A 16,427-nucleotide genomic window follows, 5' to 3' on the forward strand; every position below is an offset into this window, starting at 1 on the left:
GGCGAGCCGATCCTGCCCGGCGCCCGCCACCGCGACGGCCCGGAACCGGAGCACGACCCCGGGCTGATGGCCGCCTTCCGACGCGGTGTCAGCCTCTCCGACGACGCCTACGCGGCCGGCCATGTCGCCGCCGGACCCGACCTCACCCCGCCCCGGAACGGCGAACACGCCGTACCGGCCGGCACCCCTCCGTACGACAACCGCGACCACGAGGCCCCGACGGGCCGCCCCCGAGGAGACGACCACAACCATGGTGAGTGATCTGCACACGCCGGCGCACGCACAGCCGCAGGGCGCTCAGCACACGGACCTGTCCTGGCTGCTGACCGGTCTCGTGCAACGCGTACCGCACGCCCGCAGCGCGCTCCTGCTGTCCTCCGACGGCCTGGTCAAGGCCGCCCACGGATTCGACCCCGACAGCGCCGACCACATGGCGGCGCTCTCCTCCGGCCTCTACTCCCTCGCCCGCAGCGCCGGGACACGCTTCGGGGAGGGCGACGACGTCCTCCAGGTCGTCGTCGAGCTGGAGTCCACCTTCCTGTTCGTCTCCACCGCGGGATCGGGCGCCTGCCTGTCCGTCCTCGCGGGCCGCGAGGCCGATGTGGCGGTGCTGGGGTACGAGATGGGGATGCTGGTCAAGAGCGTGAGGCCGTACCTGTCCACACCGCCGCGCCGCCCGGCGGCGTCCGCGGACGGACACTGACCATGACGCTGCGTCGCCGGCGGCGGGGCGGCCAGGAACCCCCGTGGTACGACGACGAGGCGGGCCGCCTGGTCCGTCCGTACACCATCAGCAACGGGCGCACCCGTCCCACCGCCCACTTCGACCTGCTGACGATGGTGATCGCCACCGGGCGTCGGCCGGCCGTCAGCCAGAGCCCCGACCACGCCCAGGTGCTGGGGCTCTGCGGCGGACCCGTCTCGGTCGCCGAGATCGCCGCCCACATCCGGCTGCCCGCCGTCGTCACCAAGGTGCTCCTGGCCGACCTCGTCGACTGCGGGGCGCTGACCGCACGGGCCCCCGCCGCCACGGCGGGATGCGCGCCCCGGAACGACCGAGCCCTCCTGGAGGCGGTACTGCATGGCCTACGCAAACGACTGTGACCCCGCCGGGGCCGGCCCCGGCGTCCTCGCGCCCGCACCGCCGACCCCGGCGGACGACCCCGTCTTCCCGACCGCGCTGAAGATCCTCGTGGCGGGCGGCTTCGGGGTCGGCAAGACCACCTTCGTCGGCGCGGTCAGCGAGATCGAACCCCTCAGCACGGAGGAACTCCTCACCCAGGTCAGCGTCGGCCACGACGACCTGGCCGGCGTCGAGGAGAAGACCACCACCACCGTCGCCATGGACTTCGGGCGGATCACCCTCGAACCCGCCCATGTGCTCTACCTCTTCGGAACCCCCGGCCAGGAGCGCTTCTGGTTCATGTGGGACGAGCTGTCCCACGGCGCGCTGGGCGCGGTCGTCCTCGCCGACACCCGCCGCCTCGACCAGTGCTTCGCCGCCGTCGACTTCTTCGAACGCCGGGGCATCACCTTCGTCGTCGCCGTCAACGAGTTCGACGGCTCCCACCGCTACGCGCCCGACGAGGTACGCGTCGCCATGGACCTGTCGCCCGACGTCCCCGTCCTGCTCTGCGACGCCCGCCGGTACAGCTCGGCCGGCCATGTCCTGGTGTCCCTCGTCCGGCATCTGCTCACCACTGTCCCCGCCGCCCCGGAGCTGCCATGAAGCGCCTCGCCGCCCACGCCTCGTACCTCTCCTACGACCCCACGCGCCACCTGCTGCGCACCCCCCAGGACAACGAGGCGCCCCAGCGCGCCGCGCGGCTGCGGGCCCTGGGGCTCGGGGACGCGCCGCTGCCCGCCTTCGACGCGTTCGCCCGCAAACTGGCCCGGACCACCAACGCGCCCTACGCGATGGTCAACTTCCTCGACGAACGACGCCAGTACTTCGCCGGGCTCTACACCCCCGCCCAGGACAAGGAACCCGTCGAACTGGGCCCCGCCCCGGCGAGCGCGCACCCGGGGCGGGTGATGGACCGCGACCACGGCTACTGCCCGCACGTCGTGGTCCGCCGCAAGGCGCTGGTGCTGGAGGACGTCTGCGACTACCCCCGCTTCGCGGGGAACCCCGTCGTCGACGCGATCGGCATCCGCTCCTACCTCGGCGCGCCGCTGATCGACCGTACGGGTACCGCGCTGGGCACCGTGTGCGTGGTGGACCTCGAACCGCGGCCCTGGGGCCGTGAGGGACTGGAGACGATCAAGGCGATGGCCGCCGAACTCGTCGAGCGGATCCACCGGATGGAGTGGGAACAGGGCGGTGTCCCGTCCGCCTGACCCGCTCCCTCCCGTGCCGCCGCGGACCGTCCCCCGGTCCGCGGCGGCCGTCCTTCATCTCAGGCGCGTGAGACGGGAGGGACGGCCCGCGTCCGCGGCGCTGCGCGGACCGGGCAGGGCGGCGGCCACCGCGGCCTCCGCCTCCGCCGCCGTCACCGGCGTTGTCCCCGCCGCGCCGGGCGGGAACGTCTCCTCCGTACGCTCCGACGGGTCGAGCCGCACCAGGTCCGCCAGCCGCGACGACCACTCGCCCTTCGCCCGCCCCAGCGCCACCTCGCCCAGCCGCAGCAGCTGGACCTCCGAGGTGCCGGCCGGGGCGAGGATGTGGTGCGCGTCGCGCAGGAAGCGCTCCACGGGCCGGTCGGTGAACAGCCCGCACGCGGCATGGATCTCCATCGCGTCGCGCGCCGAGTCCAGCGCGGACTCGACGTTCACCAGCTTGGCGTTCATCAGCTCCGGGTCGCACGGCTTCCCGCTGTCCAGCAGATGCACCGCGTGATACGCGGCCAGTCGCGCGGTCAGCAGCCGGGACTGGATGCGGCCGAGCTTGAGGGTGATGTGGTCGAGGTCGGCCAACGGGCGCCCGTAGCGCTGCCGTTCCACGCAGAAGCGCGTCGTCTCGTCCAGTACCGCCTGGTGGACGCCGAGCGACACCGCGGTGAGGTTGGGCCGCCCGTAGAGCACGCTCGACGAATAGGCGACGGACAGCCCGTCGCCCTCCCGGCCCAGCAGATTCGCCGCCGGGACACGGCAGTTGTCGAGGAACAGCTCGCCGAAGCCGAAGCCGTGCAGGCCCATCGCGGGCCGCTGGGCGCCGACGCGCAGTCCGGGCCGGTCGGCCTCCACGAGGAACGCGGACAGGCCCCGGGCCCCCTCTCCGGTGCGCACGATCACGCCGTGCAGATCGCCGATATGGCTGTTGCCGACGTAGATCTTGTGGCCGTTGAGGACGTAGTCGTCGCCGTCGCGGACGGCGGTGCTCTCCATCCCCAGGACATGGCCGCCGCACTCCGGCTCGGTGACCGCGATGGTGGGCAGGCACTCGCCCGCGGCGACGGCCGGCAGCCAGGTCTTCTTCTGCTCCTCGCTGCCGAAGTGCACGATCTTCGCCACGCCCAGTTGGGACGCCTGCGCCATGGCGCCCATCGCGGCGCTCACCCGGGACAGTTCCTCGATGATGAGGGTCTTGGCCAGGTGGCCGGCGCCCATCCCGCCGTACGCGCGGTGCACGGTCGCGCCTATCCACCCCTGGCGGGCGATCAGGCGGGACAGATCGGGGCAGACCGTACGGCCCGCCTCCATCTCCGCGACCCGGGGACGGATCTCGCGCTCGGCGAAATCGCGCACCCGGTGCCTGAGCGCCTCATGTCGCTGGTCGGTGAAATAGCGGTGCAAGACGAGCCCTCCTCCGACTACGTTCCGTGCCGCCGCTGCCGCGCAGGAGCGGGAGACCGGTGTCTGGTGTGCCACCGTCCTCGCTCCCCGTGTTCCTGTGCTTACCGCGGGCAATACCCGTTGGCATACCTGAAACGCCGCGTGTGAAACATGGGCCTGCCGTATCTATGCGAAGTGTTGAAGGAGGCCCAAGGTGCGCAAGGGGCGGGATTTTCGTGACGGGAGGGAGCGGTCGCGGAGGTCACCGGAACCGCGCCACCACGCGCCACCCGCCCCGGCCGCGGACACGGCGCCGCACCCTCACGGGACGTCTCAGCAGGTCTCGCGGCGGAGCGCCCGCCCCACCGCCAACCAGTCGGTGCCGGAGCCCCCGCCGTCCCACGCCGCCGCTTGTGCATGCGGAGCGGGGTCCGCGCGGTCCGGGAAGGACTCCACCAACTCCCGCTGCTCGAACAGCAGTCCGCCACGCAGTACGGCGGTGGTGCGCACAAGTGACGCGAAATCGGTGAACGGGTCCCCGTCGACGACGGTCATATCACCCAGCTTCCCGGCCTCCAGCGTGCCCAGGTCCCGCTCGGCGCCGAACACCCTCGCGGGCAGCACCGTCGCCGTACGCAACGCCTCCACCGCGCTCAGCCCGCCCCGGTGCAGTGCCCGCAGCCCCAGGTGCAGCGCCAGCCCCACGGGCGTCAGCGGCTGGTCGGTGCCCAGCGCCACCAGCCCGCCGCCCGCCAGCACCCGCCGGTAGATCCCCACCTCCACGTCGATGCCCGCCAACTCCCGTGCCGTGGGCCGCCGCCGCGCATCCGCCTGTACGGCGGCGGTGTCCCACGGCGGCATCAGCCGCGTCACCCGCACGTCCCGCGCCAGCGACGGGTCGTCGCCCAGCAGCGCGTGCGCCGGGAACGGCGTCATGACCAGACGGAAGTCGGTGGCGGTGTAGATCTCCTCCACGTCCTGAGAGGCGTGCCCGGTCGCGGACACCGCGTGCCCGAACTCCAGCCGCGGCGTCGCCTGGAGATGCGTCGTCAGGTCCTGGCCCGTCTGGACGCCGGGGGAGAGCAGATGGCTGCCCGTCCGGGCGCCCAGCCGCTGGTGCGCGAAGCGCGCGGCCTGGGCCATCGCCCAGCCCGGCGCCCGTACATACGTCTTGACCACGTCCCACTCCAGGGCCGCGGCCCGCTCCAGCGAGCGCCGCCACCCGGCGCGGGTGCGGTGGGCCCGCCCCATGCTGTACGCGACCCGGCTGCCGTCCAGCAGTTCCCCGCAGGTCAGCAGCCGGGGCCCGGCCAGCTCTCCGCAGGCCAGCGCCTCGCGCAGCCGGGCCTGCTCATAGGCGAAGCCGCCCCAGGAGACGGTGGTGGTGATGCCGTAGGCGAGCTGGAGCGTGGTCTGCCGCCCGCCGTACGTCGTCTGCCAGGGGTGGGTGTGGGCGTCCCACAGGCCCGGCAGCACGGTGTGCGCGGAGGCGTCCACCCGGCGGGCCGTGTGCCGCCGGGCGCGGTGCGGGGTGACGGCGGTGATCCGTCCCTCACGCACCACCACATCGACGTCCTCGCGCACCGACCGGCCCGTGCCGTCCCACAGGCGCCCGGCGTGGACGACGGTGTCGCGGCCGCGCGCCGGGCGGGTCTCCAGGGACAGCGGAACGGTCCGGGGCGGCCCGCCCGCCACGTCGAGGAGCCGCAGCCGGCCCGCCGACAGATACAGGAGGGTGCGGCTGTCGCCGGACCAGGACGGGTGGTCGGCGCTCTCGTCGGTCAGCCGGCGCGGCGCGCCGTCCGGGCGGCCGTCGGGGCGTACCGGCAGCACCCACAGCGCGGACTCGGAGATCACCGCGAGATGACGGCCGTCGGGCGACCACACCGGGCCGGAGTCGTACCGATCGGAGAGGGAGGTGTGCGGTGCCAAGGCGTGCAGCCGGTGCGCACGGGTGACGGTGTCGGCGATGCGGATGAGGTGGTAGCCCTCCCGGAAGCGGTGGCTGAGCCGGTTGCGGTCGCAGAGCGCCAGGTAGCGGCCGTCGGGCGACCAGCTCGGGCGCCCCGGCAGCCCGCCCTGCTCCATCGGCGCGGCCACCACCGTCTCCGTCCCACCCTCGATGTCCCGTACGACGAGGTTGCCCGCCATGTCCAGCGCGGCCAGCCGCCGCCCGTCGGGCGAGAGCGCCGGATGCACCCGTCCGCCCGACGCCAGCACCCTCTCCTCGCCGGAGTCCGGATCGCGGCGGCGGACGGTGAACAGACCGTCCCGGTCGTCCGCGTAGAGCAGGAAACGGCCGTCGCGGGACCAGCTCGGCGCGAGGAGATAACGGGTGGCCGGCACCCGGACGAGCCGGCGCGGGGCGCCGCCCGCGACGGGCGCCAGCCACAGCGAGCCGAGGGCGGCGAACGCGATGCGCCGCCCGTCGGGGGAGAGGGCCGGCAGGTGCACCCCGCGCACCGGGCGCACCGCCGTCCGGTCGAAGCCGTGGTCCCCGGCGCGGTAACGGGGCCGCTCCAGCGGCAGGCGCGCGGTGAACGGCACGGCCCGCGCCCGGCCGGGCGCGTCCACCGGGACGAACCGGAACTGCCCGCCGACCGTCAGCAGCAGCGTGTCGTCCCCCACCCAGCGCGGCGGCACCGGCGCCACGTCCCCGCCCACCGCCACCGCCCGGCCGTCCACCACCAGGGTGCAGGTGGGGCCCGGAGCGGGTGTGGTGCGCAGATACGCGAGGCGTCCGGCCGGGGACAGCGCGGGCGCCATGATCTGGGCCCCGGCCGTCCCGGTGTGCTCGGTGCGCACCGGCCCGCGGCCGTCGGCGGGCACCGAGACGACGGTACGGGAGGCCAGCGTGCCGCCGGACAGGTGCCCCCGTACGCACCACAGGCGCGAGCCGTCCGGGGACCAGCAGGGGTCGAAGTCCTCCCAGACGCCGTCCTGGTGCGGCCCGTCCTGCCCGGCGCGCCCGGTCACCCGCGTCAGACGCCCGGTGCCGACGTCCAGGACGTGGACGCGGTACGCGCTGCCGGCCACCGGGTCGCCGCCGCGTTCCGAGGCGAACGCGATCCGGCTGCCGTCCGGCGACCAGGCCGGGCCGCGGTCGTCCCAGGGGCCGTCGGTGAGCTGCCGCAGCCCGGTGCCGTCCGGGCGCAGCGTCCACAGGTGGAATCCGCCGTCGCGGTAGGCGCACACGGCGAGGGCGCTGCCGTCGGGCGAGAACACCGGCCGGGTCGGCTCCAGCCCGGCCGGGGTGAGCGCCACCGCCTCGCCGCCGTCACGGGGCAGGGACCACAGGACGCTCTGGATCTCGGCGACCAGCCGTCTCCCGTCCGGGGAGAGCGTCGCGGCGCCGTTGGTGGCGGCGGTGAAGGAGAGGACGGTGGGGGAGGCGCCGTCCGGGGGAGCGGCGGTCACGGGGACGGCGATGTCCGACAGCCCGGCCACCGCGGCCGCCGTGGCGGTGCTCCTGAGGAACCGGCGGCGGCTGAGGGCCGGGAGGGGGTGCTCGGTCGGTGATGAGGTGTCCAACGGTCCTCCCGGTGCGAGGGGTTGCGGGCACGGGACCGGGGTGCCGCGGGCCCTCCGCGGACTACCGCGCGCACCGTTCTCCGGGCGGACGGCGCGCGGGCACACCCCGGCGGAAGCCGCCCGATCCTGTCACGCCGCGTGGGTGGAGGGGACACAACGCCACGCGCGCCCCTTGGCGCGTCCCGCCCCGGCGCGGGAGAGTGGGGCGGGCCGTGGCCGGTCCCGGCCCGGCCCCCTCGCGGTCAGGAGGCGACGCCATGCCGGCCATGCAGCAGGAGTTCCACCGGGCCCCGGACGGCGCCCGGATCGCCACCTACACCTGGCTGCCGGAGTCCGCGCCGCCGCGCGCCCTCGTCCAGATCGCCCACGGCGCCGGTGAACACGCCCGGCGCTACGACCGGTTCGCCCGCTTCCTCGCCGCGCGCGGGATGGCCGTCGTCGCCTCCGACCACCGCGGGCACGGCGCCACGGCGCCCTCCACCGGCGGCCTCGGGGTGGCCGGCGAGGACGCCTGGCGGGCGACGGTCGCCGACCTCAAGCGCCTCGGCGACCACACGGCCGCCGCGCACCCCGGACTCCCGCTGGTCCTCCTCGGCCACAGCATGGGCGCGATGCTCGCCCGCGACTACGCCCAGGAGTACGGCGCCGACCTGGCCGGACTGATCCTCACCGGCACCTTCCGCACCCTGCCCGGCACCGAGCTCGAATCCACCGCCGCGGAACTGGAGGCGGAGATCGCCGACCGCGGCCGCGACGCGCTCTCCCCCTTCCTCCTCCGCGCCTTCGCCTCCTTCAACGACCCCTTCCCCCACCGCACCGGCTTCGACTGGCTCTCCCGCGACACCGCCGAGGTGGACCGCTATGTCGCCGACGAGGCGTGCGGCATCCCGTTCTGCGCCGGACTCGCCCTCGACTGGATCCGCGCGATCCGCAAGATCAACGATCCCCGCCACCTCGCCCGCGTCCCGGCGGCCCTCCCCGTCCACCTCGCGGTCGGCGACCAGGACCCCTGCCACCAGCGGCTGACCCTCGTCGCCGAACTCCTGGAGGACTTCCGCTACCTCGGCACCCGCGATCTGACCTGGCGCGCCTACCCCGGCGCCCGGCACGAGATCCTCAACGAGACCAACCGCGACGAGGTCCACGCGGACCTGCTGGCCTGGCTCGACGCCCGGGTCTGAGCGGCGGCGCGGCACACCGCCGCGAGACGGACGCGGTGGTGGCGGCGGGCCCTACCGCCCCAGGAACCCCGCGATCCGCGCCCGCAGACCACGCGCGTCCAGGCCCTGCGCGGCGAGGTGCTCGTCGAGCGTCCCGTAGCGCCGCAGCTCCCGGCGGCCGACACCGAGCCCGAGGGTCCGGTGCGCCACGTCCACCAGTGCCTCGTCGACGCAGCGGACCGAGGTCCCCGCGAGATACGGCTCCACCAGCACCACATCGGTGGTGGCAGCGCCGGTGGCGGCGCGCAGCGCGGCGGCGTCGAAGGGACGCACGGTCGTCGCGTACAGCACCGTCACATCCATTCCCTCCGTCGCGGCGAGCACCTGGTCCAGCATCGGCCCGACGGCGACCACGACCCCCGCACGGCCCTCGCGCACCGTGTGGAACCGCCCCCCGTCCACCGGCCGCGGCTCCGCGTTGACCTGCACGGAGAGCCGTACGTACACCGACTCGTCGCCCGCCGCCGCGGCATGCCGCAGCAGGGCCTCGGCCTCGTCGGGATGGCCGGGGACGTGCACGGTCCAGCCGTCGAGGGTGTCCATCAGGGCGACATCCCCGGGGGACATATGGGTGAAGCCGCCCTCCGGCCAGTCGTACGAGGCGGCGGCGCTCACCAGGACGCCGCCCACCCCCTGGTGCCCGAAGTCCAGCTTCACCTGCTCGAAGGGCCGCTCCACCAGGAAGCTGGCGAAGGTGTGCACGATCGGCCGCATCCCGGTCAGCGCCAGCCCGCCGCCGACGCCGATCAGCAGTTGTTCCCTGATGCCGACGTTGATCAGCCGGTCGGGGTGGCGTCGTGCCGCGTCGGCGAAACCGTCCCTGCCGATCTCGGCGAGGACGACCGCGAGCCGGGGGTCGTCGTCGAGCAGTCGCGAGGCGACCGAGGCGAAGCGGTCGCGCATGGTGTCCGTCATGAAAACCTCTCAAAAGTCCTGGTCTCGGAAAACGCGGGGCGCTCAGTGGCCCTTGGGCTCGACCCGGGCGATCACCGCGTGCGGCAGGCCGGGGTGCGCGGCGGTGTACGCCTTGTACAGGGCCTCGTGGTCGCGGCCGTCGACGGTCGTGGTGGACCAGCCCGCCGCCTCGAAGCGGGCGGCGATCCCACCGGGCCGGGCGTGGCTGGCGGAGGCGTTGTCGATGACGAGGGTGTGCAGCCGCTCCAGCCCGGCCGAGCCCGCGAAGGCCAGCGCCTCGTGGTTGCTGCCCTCGTCCAGCTCGGCGTCGCCGATGAGGACCCAGACGGCGGGCCCCGTACGGCCCTGCGCCCGCAGCCCCAGCGCGGTACCGACGGCCAGCGGCAGCCCGTGCCCGAGCGAGCCGCTGCTGATCTCGGCGCCCGGCACCAGGACCCGGTCCGGATGGTGCCCGAGCGGCGAGTCGTAGCCGCCGAACCCCGGCAGCCAGTCGGCGGGGAAGAAGCCCTTCGCGGCGAGGATCGCGTAGTACGCCATCGGCCCGTGCCCCTTGGACAGCAGGAAGCGGTCCCGGTCCGGGTCCTCGGCGGTGCCGGGGGAGACCCGCAGCACACGGTCGTAGAGGACCCAGAGCGCGTCGAGGGTCGAGGTGGCGGCCGGCCCGTGCTTCTCGTCGCCGGTCATCAGGCTCATCAGAGCGGGAAGTTCGTCGAAGGACGTCGTTACGTGCGTCATGCGCCCAGCCTGCAACCTCAACCTAGCTTGAGGTCAAGGGCGGGTCGCGGCGCTGGCGCGCACCGCGCCCGGCGTTCCCTGGCGTCACGCACCCTCTGACATGCGGTATTGTTCTTTCTGCGCGGTCGGGCCGGGAATGCACCGGACCGAACGGGCAACGGGACGTGGCGCAGCTTGGTAGCGCACTTGACTGGGGGTCAAGGGGTCGCAGGTTCAAATCCTGTCGTCCCGACAGTGATGTCGGAAGCCTTCCGCGCAGGTCAAGGCCCTGTTCCACAAAAGTGGAGCGGGGCCTTCGAGCGTTTTCGGGTTGCTGTTCCGCGTCGCGTGCCCGCCCGTCCTGATCCGACCGGGTGGATGAGCGGCGCGCGGTGAGTGTCGTCGTCCGGCCGGCCGGGAGAGTGCGCCAGTCTCGTGCGGGAAGGAGGCGAGGACATGGCCGTACTCCCGTTGCGGAACCTTCACGCGCGGCGGAACGGGGCGGACAGGGGCAGGAGGCGGGTCCGCCGCGGAACACGGCTCCTGGTGGGGGCCGCGCTGACCGCGGCCGCGGCGTGCTCCAACGGCCCGGCCCCGGGGCCGGCCAGGAGTCCCGGTCCGACCGGGCGGCCCGCCGCGGAGATCACGGTGACGGAGAAGGAGTACGCGTTGGGCCTTTCCCGCTCGCGGGTGGCCCCGGGCACGTACACGTTCGTCGCGGAGAACGCCGGGGACGTGGCCCACGCGCTGGCCATCTCCGGGCCCGGTGTGCCGACCACCAAGACCGCTACCATCCCTCCGGGCGGCAAGGAACGGTTCACCGTCACGCTCCGGGCGGGAAGCTACGACCTGTGGTGTCCCATCGCCGACCACAAGGCACTCGGCATGGACGCCAAACTCCAGGTCACCGAGGGTGGTTCGCCCTCGCCGGCCCCCGGGACGGGCGGCCGTGGCGGCTCCTAGGCCCGGCGGTCACGGGCACCGCGCCGGCCCGCGGGGTGTCGCGCACCGGGTGCTCCAGGCGGTGACCGCCGCGGCCCTGGCGGTGAACGCGTACGTCCACGCCGGCCTCGCTCCCGCGTACGACCAGGTCGGACAGCGCATCAGCCAGGGCACGCTGTTCCGCGCCGAGGCCGCCGCGGCGTCCCTGGCCGCCCTCCTCGTCGTGGTCGCCGGCCGTCGGAGGGCGGTGTGGGCGTTCGCCTTCCTGGTGTCCGTCTCCGCCCTGGGCGCCGTACTGCTCTACCGGTACGTGGATGTGGGGGCGCTCGGCCCGCTGCCGGACATGTACGAGCCGACGTGGTTCCCGAAGAAGACCGCCACCGCGCTCGCCGAGGCCGTCGGCGCCGTTGCCGCGCTCGCCGGGTACCTGGCCGTCCGCCCGTCACGCTCCCGGGCGGGCTGATCCGGCCCGGGGCGCTCGTGCGCGGAACGCGACGAGGGGGCGGTCCGCGGGGACGGCGGACGGGCTTCGGCAAACGAACGTGCGTGACATCTTGACGTGTTGATGGTCCAGACCAATCATGGTCGGGCTGCGCGGTTCGTGCGGGGCCGTGTGGCCGGTGATGCCCGGCCGGGTTCACAGGTACAGGTTCCGACGCCCCTTGCGGGCGGTTCCACCGTGTGATTCCCCCTGTCGTTCTCCACCCCCACCGGGAGTACTGGTATGAGACGACCGAGAACGGTTCGTGCGCTGGTGGCCGTGCTGACCACCGTGGCGGCCTCCGCCGGGCTCGTGCTGACGACCGCGGCGGCCGCGCCGGCCGCCACCGTGCCGTCCGCCGGCGCGGGACTGCCCGCGCACGTCTTCGCGCCCTACTTCGAGACGTACAACCCCGACAGCCCCGCCGACCTGGCGCAGAAGTCCGGGGCCAAGTATCTGACCATGGCCTTCGTCCAGACCGAGGCGCGGGGGTCGTGCACGCCGTACTGGGACGGCGACACCGGACAGCCCATCTCCTCGTCCGTCTACGGCAAGGACATCACCACCCTCCGCTCCCGCGGCGGCGATGTGATCCCCTCCTTCGGGGGGTACGCGGCCGACAACGGCGGCACCGAGATCGCCGACAGCTGTACGGACGTCGACGCCATCGCGGCGGCCTACGAGAAGGTCGTCACCACCTACGACGTGCCCCGCCTCGACATGGACATCGAGGACAACTCGCTGGAGAACAGCGCCGGCATCGACCGCCGCAACAAGGCGATCAAGAAGGTCCAGGAATGGGCCGCCGCCAACGGCCGGTCCCTCCAGATCTCCTACACCCTGCCCACCACGACGAGCGGCCTCGCCGACAGCGGGCGCGCGGTGCTGCGCAACGCCGTCTCCAACGGGGCGAAGGTCGACGTCGTCAACCTCATGACGTTCGACTACTACGACGGCGCCCAGCACGACATGGCCGAGGACACCAAGACCGCGGCCACCGGGCTCCAGAAGCAACTCGCCGCGCTGTACCCCGACAAGAGCAGCGCCGAACTCTGGGGAATGGTCGGCGTCACCGAGATGCCGGGCATCGACGACTACGGCCCGGCGGAGACCTTCACCACCGACAACGCCAAGACCGTCTACGACTGGGCCACCGCCAAGGGCATCAACACCCTCTCGTTCTGGGCCCTCCAGCGGGACAACGGCGGCTGCCCCGGCACCGGCGGCTCCGACACCTGCTCCGGCATCGCCCAGGACACCTGGTACTTCACCCACACCTTCGCGCCGTTCAGCGGCGCCGGAGGGCCCGTCGCCGACGACTTCTCCCTCGCCGCGGCACCGGCCTCCGGCTCCGTCGCCCCCGGCGGTTCCGTCACCACCACCGTCAAGACCGACGTGGCCTCCGGCACTGCCCGGAACGTGACGCTGACCGCGAGCGGCGCGCCCTCCGGGGTGACGGCGGACCTCAGCCCGTCCTCGGTCACCGCGGGCGGCTCGGCGCGGCTCACCCTGGGCACCACCGCGTCCGCGGCCCCCGGCACGTACCAGATCAAGGTCACCGGCACAGCCGGTACGACCAGCCACTCCACCGTCTACACACTCACCGTCTCCGGCCCCGGCGGCAGCACCGGCGCGGTGGTCAACGGCAACTTCGAGAGCGGTGACCTCGGGCCCTGGACCTGCGAGAACGGCGGCGCCACCGTCACCTCGCCGGTGCACGACGGCGGCTACGCGCTCAAGGCCGCGGCCACCGCGACGCAGCTCGGCGACTGCTCCCAGAAACTGACCCTCGCCCCCGGCACGACGTACACGCTCAGCGGCTGGGTACAGGGGCAGCACGCCTACCTCGGGGTGCGCGGCGGCGCCACGGCCAGCGCCTGGACCTCGTCCTCCGGCTGGCAGCAGCTGAAGGTCCCGTTCACCACGGACGCGACCGGCACCGTCACCGTCTCTCTGCACGGCTGGTACGGGCAGGGCAGCGTCTACGGCGACGACTTCTCCGTGGACTGACCGTCGGATGTCCGGCCGTCCGTCACGCGGCCGGACCGGGGCCCCGGGACGGTCGGGCAGCGATCGCCCCGGGGCCCCGCCGCGTGGAAAGAAGGAGAAGCCCGGGACGTCCGGGTTTTCCGTGCGCGTCCGGGACGGGCGAAGATGGTGCGGACGCGGGCGGGGTGCCCGCGTCGTCCGTACGCACCGAGGGAGACCGCTCGTCCATGGACGCAACGGCACGCAGACACGCAGGGGTTCTGGCCACGCTCGTCGGGGTCGTTCTGGCGACCGGCTGCGCGCCGGACGCCTCGGCCGGGCCGGCGGCCCCCGACGGGCGCGCTGCGGCGCCGTCGATACGCAAGCCGGAGCCCAACGCCGTCTTCGACTACCAGCTCGGCGGCGCCTACACCCCGCCCAAGGGGGTACGGGCCGTCGCCCGCGACCGGTCCGAGCGGCCCGCGCCCGGACTGTACAACATCTGTTACGTCAACGCCTTCCAGACCCAGCCGGACGACGCCGTCGACTGGTGGCGGACCCACCACCCCGACCTGCTGCTGAAGAAGGCCGACGGCACTCCCGTGGTCGACGAGGACTGGGGCGAGGTGCTGCTCGACATCTCCACCCGCGAAAAGCGCACGGACCTCCTCGCCATCGTCGGGCCCTGGATCGACGGCTGCGCGAAGGACGGGTTCGACGCGGTCGAGCCGGACAACCTGGACTCGTACACCCGCTCCGGCGGCCTGCTCACCGACAAGGACGCGGTCGCCTTCGCCAAGCTGCTCACCGACCGCGCCCACCGGCGCGGACTGGCCATCGCCCAGAAGAACACCGCCGAACTCCTGGACGCGCGCGACAGCACCGGGTTCGACTTCGCCGTCGTCGAGGAGTGCGGGCGCTACAAGGAGTGCCCCGCCTTCGCCGACGCCTACCAGAACCGGATCTTCGCCATCGAGTACGGGAAGAAGGACTTCGAGGACGCCTGCCGACGCTGGGGCGCCGGCCTCTCCCTCACCCTGCGCGACCGCGACCTGCGGCCGGCGACCGAGGGAGCGGGGTACGTTTACCGGGACTGCTGACCGGGAGGCGGTCCCGGGACACGACGGGCGCGGCCGCGCGGGCCGCGGGCGGGAGGGCACATGGGACGCGCCGCTCCGACGGAGCCGGACGAGGTGTGGATGCTGGTGCGCGCGCACCCGGCCACCCTGCGGCGCTCGACGAGTGAGCTGGCCGACGCGTTCCGGGCGGCCTTCGGCCCCCGGTTCGCCGTCTGGCACACCGATGAACTGGTCCTGGGCGTACGCGAGGGACGGCTGGTCCTCGGCACGCTGGGCGGGAGGGAGCTTCCCGCACCGCGTGTGGTGTGCGTACGCCAGGTCCCCGCCTCGATGCGCCACGACCGCGAGATGACCCTGCTCCGGCATCTGGAGCGGATGGGCGCCCTGCTCGTCAACCCGCTGGACGCCCTGCTCGTCTCCCGCAACAAGATGTGGCAGCTCCAGGAACTCGCCCTGGCCGGGCTGCCGGTGCCCGGCACCCTCTCCTACGCCACGGCCCCGCCGGAGGGCGTCGTCCACGTCCCCGGCCTCGAAGTGCCCTGCGTGGTCAAGCCCGTCAGCGGCACCCAGGGCCAGGCGGTCCTCCTCGCGTCCGACGCGCGCCGGCTGCGGGAGGCGGTCGAAGCCGAGGGGGACACGCCGGTCCTCCTCCAGGAGCATGTGGCCTCCTCCCACGGCCGCGATCTGCGCGTCATCGTGGTCGACGGGCGGCCCGTGGCGGCCGCGGTACGCACCTCCGCCGACGGCGGCCTCGCCTCGAACGTCTCCCGCGGCGGCTCGGCCGTGCTGTGCCTGGGCCGTCATCCGCGGGCGGAGGAACTGGCCGTACGCGCGGCCCGTGCCGTGGGGCTCGCCTTCGCCGGGGTGGACCTCCTCTTCGCGGGCGACGACTCCTACGTGGTCTGCGAGGTGAACGCCGTACCGGGGTGGCGCCCGGCCATGACGGCCGTGGCACCCGCCGTCGTCGACTGCGTCAGGCGCCTCCTGGACGCCTGGCCGGCCCGCCCCGGGATCTGACGGGCTCGGCGGGGATGGGGGCCGGGTGGGTCCGACGAGCGGACCAGGGCCTGCGGACCAGGGCCGACGGCCGATGTGCCGCGCCGGTCCGCCCTGTACGTTCCCGTTACATCCGCTTCACCTTCACCCATCCGACGGTGCCCGGCAGGGCCCGGCGCCCGGGAGGAATTCTCATGCGTGTCACCGCCTTCGACCACCTGGTGCTGAACGTCTCCGACATCGAGCGCGCGCTCGCCTTCTACTGCGGTCCCCTCGGTCTGGAGCCGGTCCGCGTCGACGCCTGGCGGGCGGGCGAGGCGCCGTTCCCCTCCGTGCGCGTGAGCCCGACGACCATCATCGACCTCGTCGAGGGGCCCCGTGAGGGCTCCAACGTCGACCACCTCTGCCTGGTCGTGGAGCCCGTCGACTGGCAGGAGGTCATCGACTCGGGGGAGTTCACGGTGGTCGACGGCCCGGGGCCGCGCTTCGGCGCCCGTGGCGAGGGCCAGTCCCTGTACGTCAGCGACCCGGACGGCAACACGATCGAGCTCCGCTGGTATCCGCACGACGCCTGACGGCGCATCACGGCCGGCGACGGTGCCGCCCGGCCGGTCGTGGTGTACCGCCGCTGCTCCCGGGCACCCGGGACGCCTGGTGCGACTCCCCGATGCTCGGTGAGGTGCCGTGGGAGGACGCCGAACGGCTCGGCGCCGCCGTGCGCGCCGTCCGGCCGCGCTTCGCCCGCACCGGCGGGCCCGGCCCCGCGCCGCTGACCTGCGAGAGCGTGCGCGCGGCCGGGCGGTGAGGGGGCGCCGGGGGCGGGAGTTCACGGGGAGACGCCCCCGACGAAACCTCACCGACCTCTTG

16 protein-coding genes, 1 tRNA gene and 1 pseudogene are annotated in these 16,427 nt (G+C 73.8%); 14 read left to right on the forward strand and 4 right to left on the reverse strand.

What is annotated here, in order from left to right:
* From AC51EU_RS06270 to AC51EU_RS06290, 5 genes and pseudogenes are all read left to right on the forward strand, one after another.
* Positions 1 to 261 (forward strand): annotated as a pseudogene (locus AC51EU_RS06270) (ATP-binding protein); the annotation flags it as partial.
* A complete protein-coding gene (locus AC51EU_RS06275; protein WP_496265652.1) occupies positions 251 to 703 on the forward strand; it encodes a roadblock/LC7 domain-containing protein in 453 nt (150 codons plus the stop codon). The pseudogene AC51EU_RS06270 and the gene AC51EU_RS06275, both read left to right, overlap by 11 nt.
* Positions 704 to 705: 2 nt before the next feature.
* Positions 706 to 1,104: a DUF742 domain-containing protein gene (locus AC51EU_RS06280; RefSeq protein ID WP_496265653.1), complete on the forward strand. Its 399-nt coding sequence runs from the start codon at positions 706 to 708 to the stop codon at positions 1,102 to 1,104.
* On the forward strand, positions 1,082 to 1,729 hold the full coding sequence (locus AC51EU_RS06285; protein WP_496265654.1) for a GTP-binding protein: 648 nt from the start codon (positions 1,082 to 1,084) through the stop codon (positions 1,727 to 1,729). Before AC51EU_RS06280 ends, AC51EU_RS06285 begins: the two co-directional genes overlap by 23 nt.
* Positions 1,726 to 2,340: a GAF domain-containing protein gene (locus AC51EU_RS06290; RefSeq protein WP_496265655.1), complete on the forward strand. Its 615-nt coding sequence runs from the start codon at positions 1,726 to 1,728 to the stop codon at positions 2,338 to 2,340. Before AC51EU_RS06285 ends, AC51EU_RS06290 begins: the two co-directional genes overlap by 4 nt.
* A 54-nt stretch (positions 2,341 to 2,394) precedes the next feature.
* On the opposite strand, the gene AC51EU_RS06295 is transcribed toward AC51EU_RS06290, so the two are convergent.
* Both AC51EU_RS06295 and AC51EU_RS06300 read right to left on the reverse strand, forming a co-directional pair.
* On the reverse strand, positions 2,395 to 3,735 hold the full coding sequence (locus AC51EU_RS06295) for an acyl-CoA dehydrogenase family protein (RefSeq protein ID WP_496265656.1): 1,341 nt from the start codon (positions 3,733 to 3,735) through the stop codon (positions 2,395 to 2,397).
* Between the two features lie 312 nt (positions 3,736 to 4,047).
* A complete protein-coding gene (locus tag AC51EU_RS06300) occupies positions 4,048 to 7,245 on the reverse strand; it encodes an amidohydrolase family protein (RefSeq protein ID WP_496265657.1) in 3,198 nt (1,065 codons plus the stop codon).
* A gap of 257 nt (positions 7,246 to 7,502) precedes the next feature.
* On the opposite strand from AC51EU_RS06300, the gene AC51EU_RS06305 reads away from it, so the two are divergent.
* Positions 7,503 to 8,426: an alpha/beta fold hydrolase gene (locus AC51EU_RS06305; RefSeq protein ID WP_496265658.1), complete on the forward strand. Its 924-nt coding sequence runs from the start codon at positions 7,503 to 7,505 to the stop codon at positions 8,424 to 8,426.
* Between the two features lie 51 nt (positions 8,427 to 8,477).
* Here the strand turns inward: AC51EU_RS06305 and AC51EU_RS06310 are convergent, their stop codons facing one another.
* Positions 8,478 to 9,380 carry a transketolase family protein gene (locus AC51EU_RS06310; RefSeq protein ID WP_496265659.1) on the reverse strand — a complete coding sequence of 301 codons (903 nt, stop codon included), beginning with the start codon at positions 9,378 to 9,380 and terminating at the stop codon, positions 8,478 to 8,480.
* A gap of 42 nt (positions 9,381 to 9,422) precedes the next feature.
* Positions 9,423 to 10,115 carry a thiamine pyrophosphate-binding protein gene (locus tag AC51EU_RS06315; protein ID WP_496265660.1) on the reverse strand — a complete coding sequence of 231 codons (693 nt, stop codon included), beginning with the start codon at positions 10,113 to 10,115 and terminating at the stop codon, positions 9,423 to 9,425.
* A 158-nt stretch (positions 10,116 to 10,273) separates the two neighbouring features.
* Between AC51EU_RS06315 and AC51EU_RS06320 the strand changes: the two genes are divergently transcribed.
* The 8 genes from AC51EU_RS06320 to AC51EU_RS06355 all read left to right on the forward strand — a co-directional run bounded on the left by AC51EU_RS06320 (position 10,274) and on the right by AC51EU_RS06355 (position 16,365).
* Positions 10,274 to 10,347: transfer RNA gene (locus AC51EU_RS06320), tRNA-Pro, on the forward strand.
* Positions 10,348 to 10,742: 395 nt separating this feature from the next.
* Positions 10,743 to 11,057 (forward strand): cupredoxin domain-containing protein, encoded by a 315-nt coding sequence (locus AC51EU_RS06325; RefSeq protein ID WP_496265661.1) that lies wholly within the window; start codon positions 10,743 to 10,745, stop codon positions 11,055 to 11,057.
* A 61-nt stretch (positions 11,058 to 11,118) separates the two neighbouring features.
* On the forward strand, positions 11,119 to 11,499 hold the full coding sequence (locus AC51EU_RS06330; RefSeq protein WP_496265662.1) for a hypothetical protein: 381 nt from the start codon (positions 11,119 to 11,121) through the stop codon (positions 11,497 to 11,499).
* Between the two features lie 261 nt (positions 11,500 to 11,760).
* Positions 11,761 to 13,527 (forward strand): carbohydrate binding domain-containing protein, encoded by a 1,767-nt coding sequence (locus AC51EU_RS06335; RefSeq protein ID WP_496265663.1) that lies wholly within the window; start codon positions 11,761 to 11,763, stop codon positions 13,525 to 13,527.
* Between the two features lie 206 nt (positions 13,528 to 13,733).
* A complete protein-coding gene (locus tag AC51EU_RS06340) occupies positions 13,734 to 14,585 on the forward strand; it encodes an endo alpha-1,4 polygalactosaminidase (RefSeq protein WP_496265664.1) in 852 nt (283 codons plus the stop codon).
* A 60-nt stretch (positions 14,586 to 14,645) separates the two neighbouring features.
* Positions 14,646 to 15,581, forward strand: coding sequence for an ATP-grasp domain-containing protein (locus tag AC51EU_RS06345; RefSeq protein ID WP_496265665.1), 936 nt, complete (start codon positions 14,646 to 14,648; stop codon positions 15,579 to 15,581).
* A gap of 173 nt (positions 15,582 to 15,754) precedes the next feature.
* Entirely contained in the window at positions 15,755 to 16,135 is a 381-nt protein-coding gene (locus tag AC51EU_RS06350) for a VOC family protein (protein ID WP_496265666.1), read from the forward strand.
* A gap of 104 nt (positions 16,136 to 16,239) precedes the next feature.
* Positions 16,240 to 16,365: a hypothetical protein gene (locus AC51EU_RS06355; protein ID WP_496265667.1), complete on the forward strand. Its 126-nt coding sequence runs from the start codon at positions 16,240 to 16,242 to the stop codon at positions 16,363 to 16,365.
* The last annotated feature ends 62 nt before the right edge of the window (positions 16,366 to 16,427 follow it).

This window comes from Candidatus Streptomyces philanthi, from assembly GCF_059553635.1.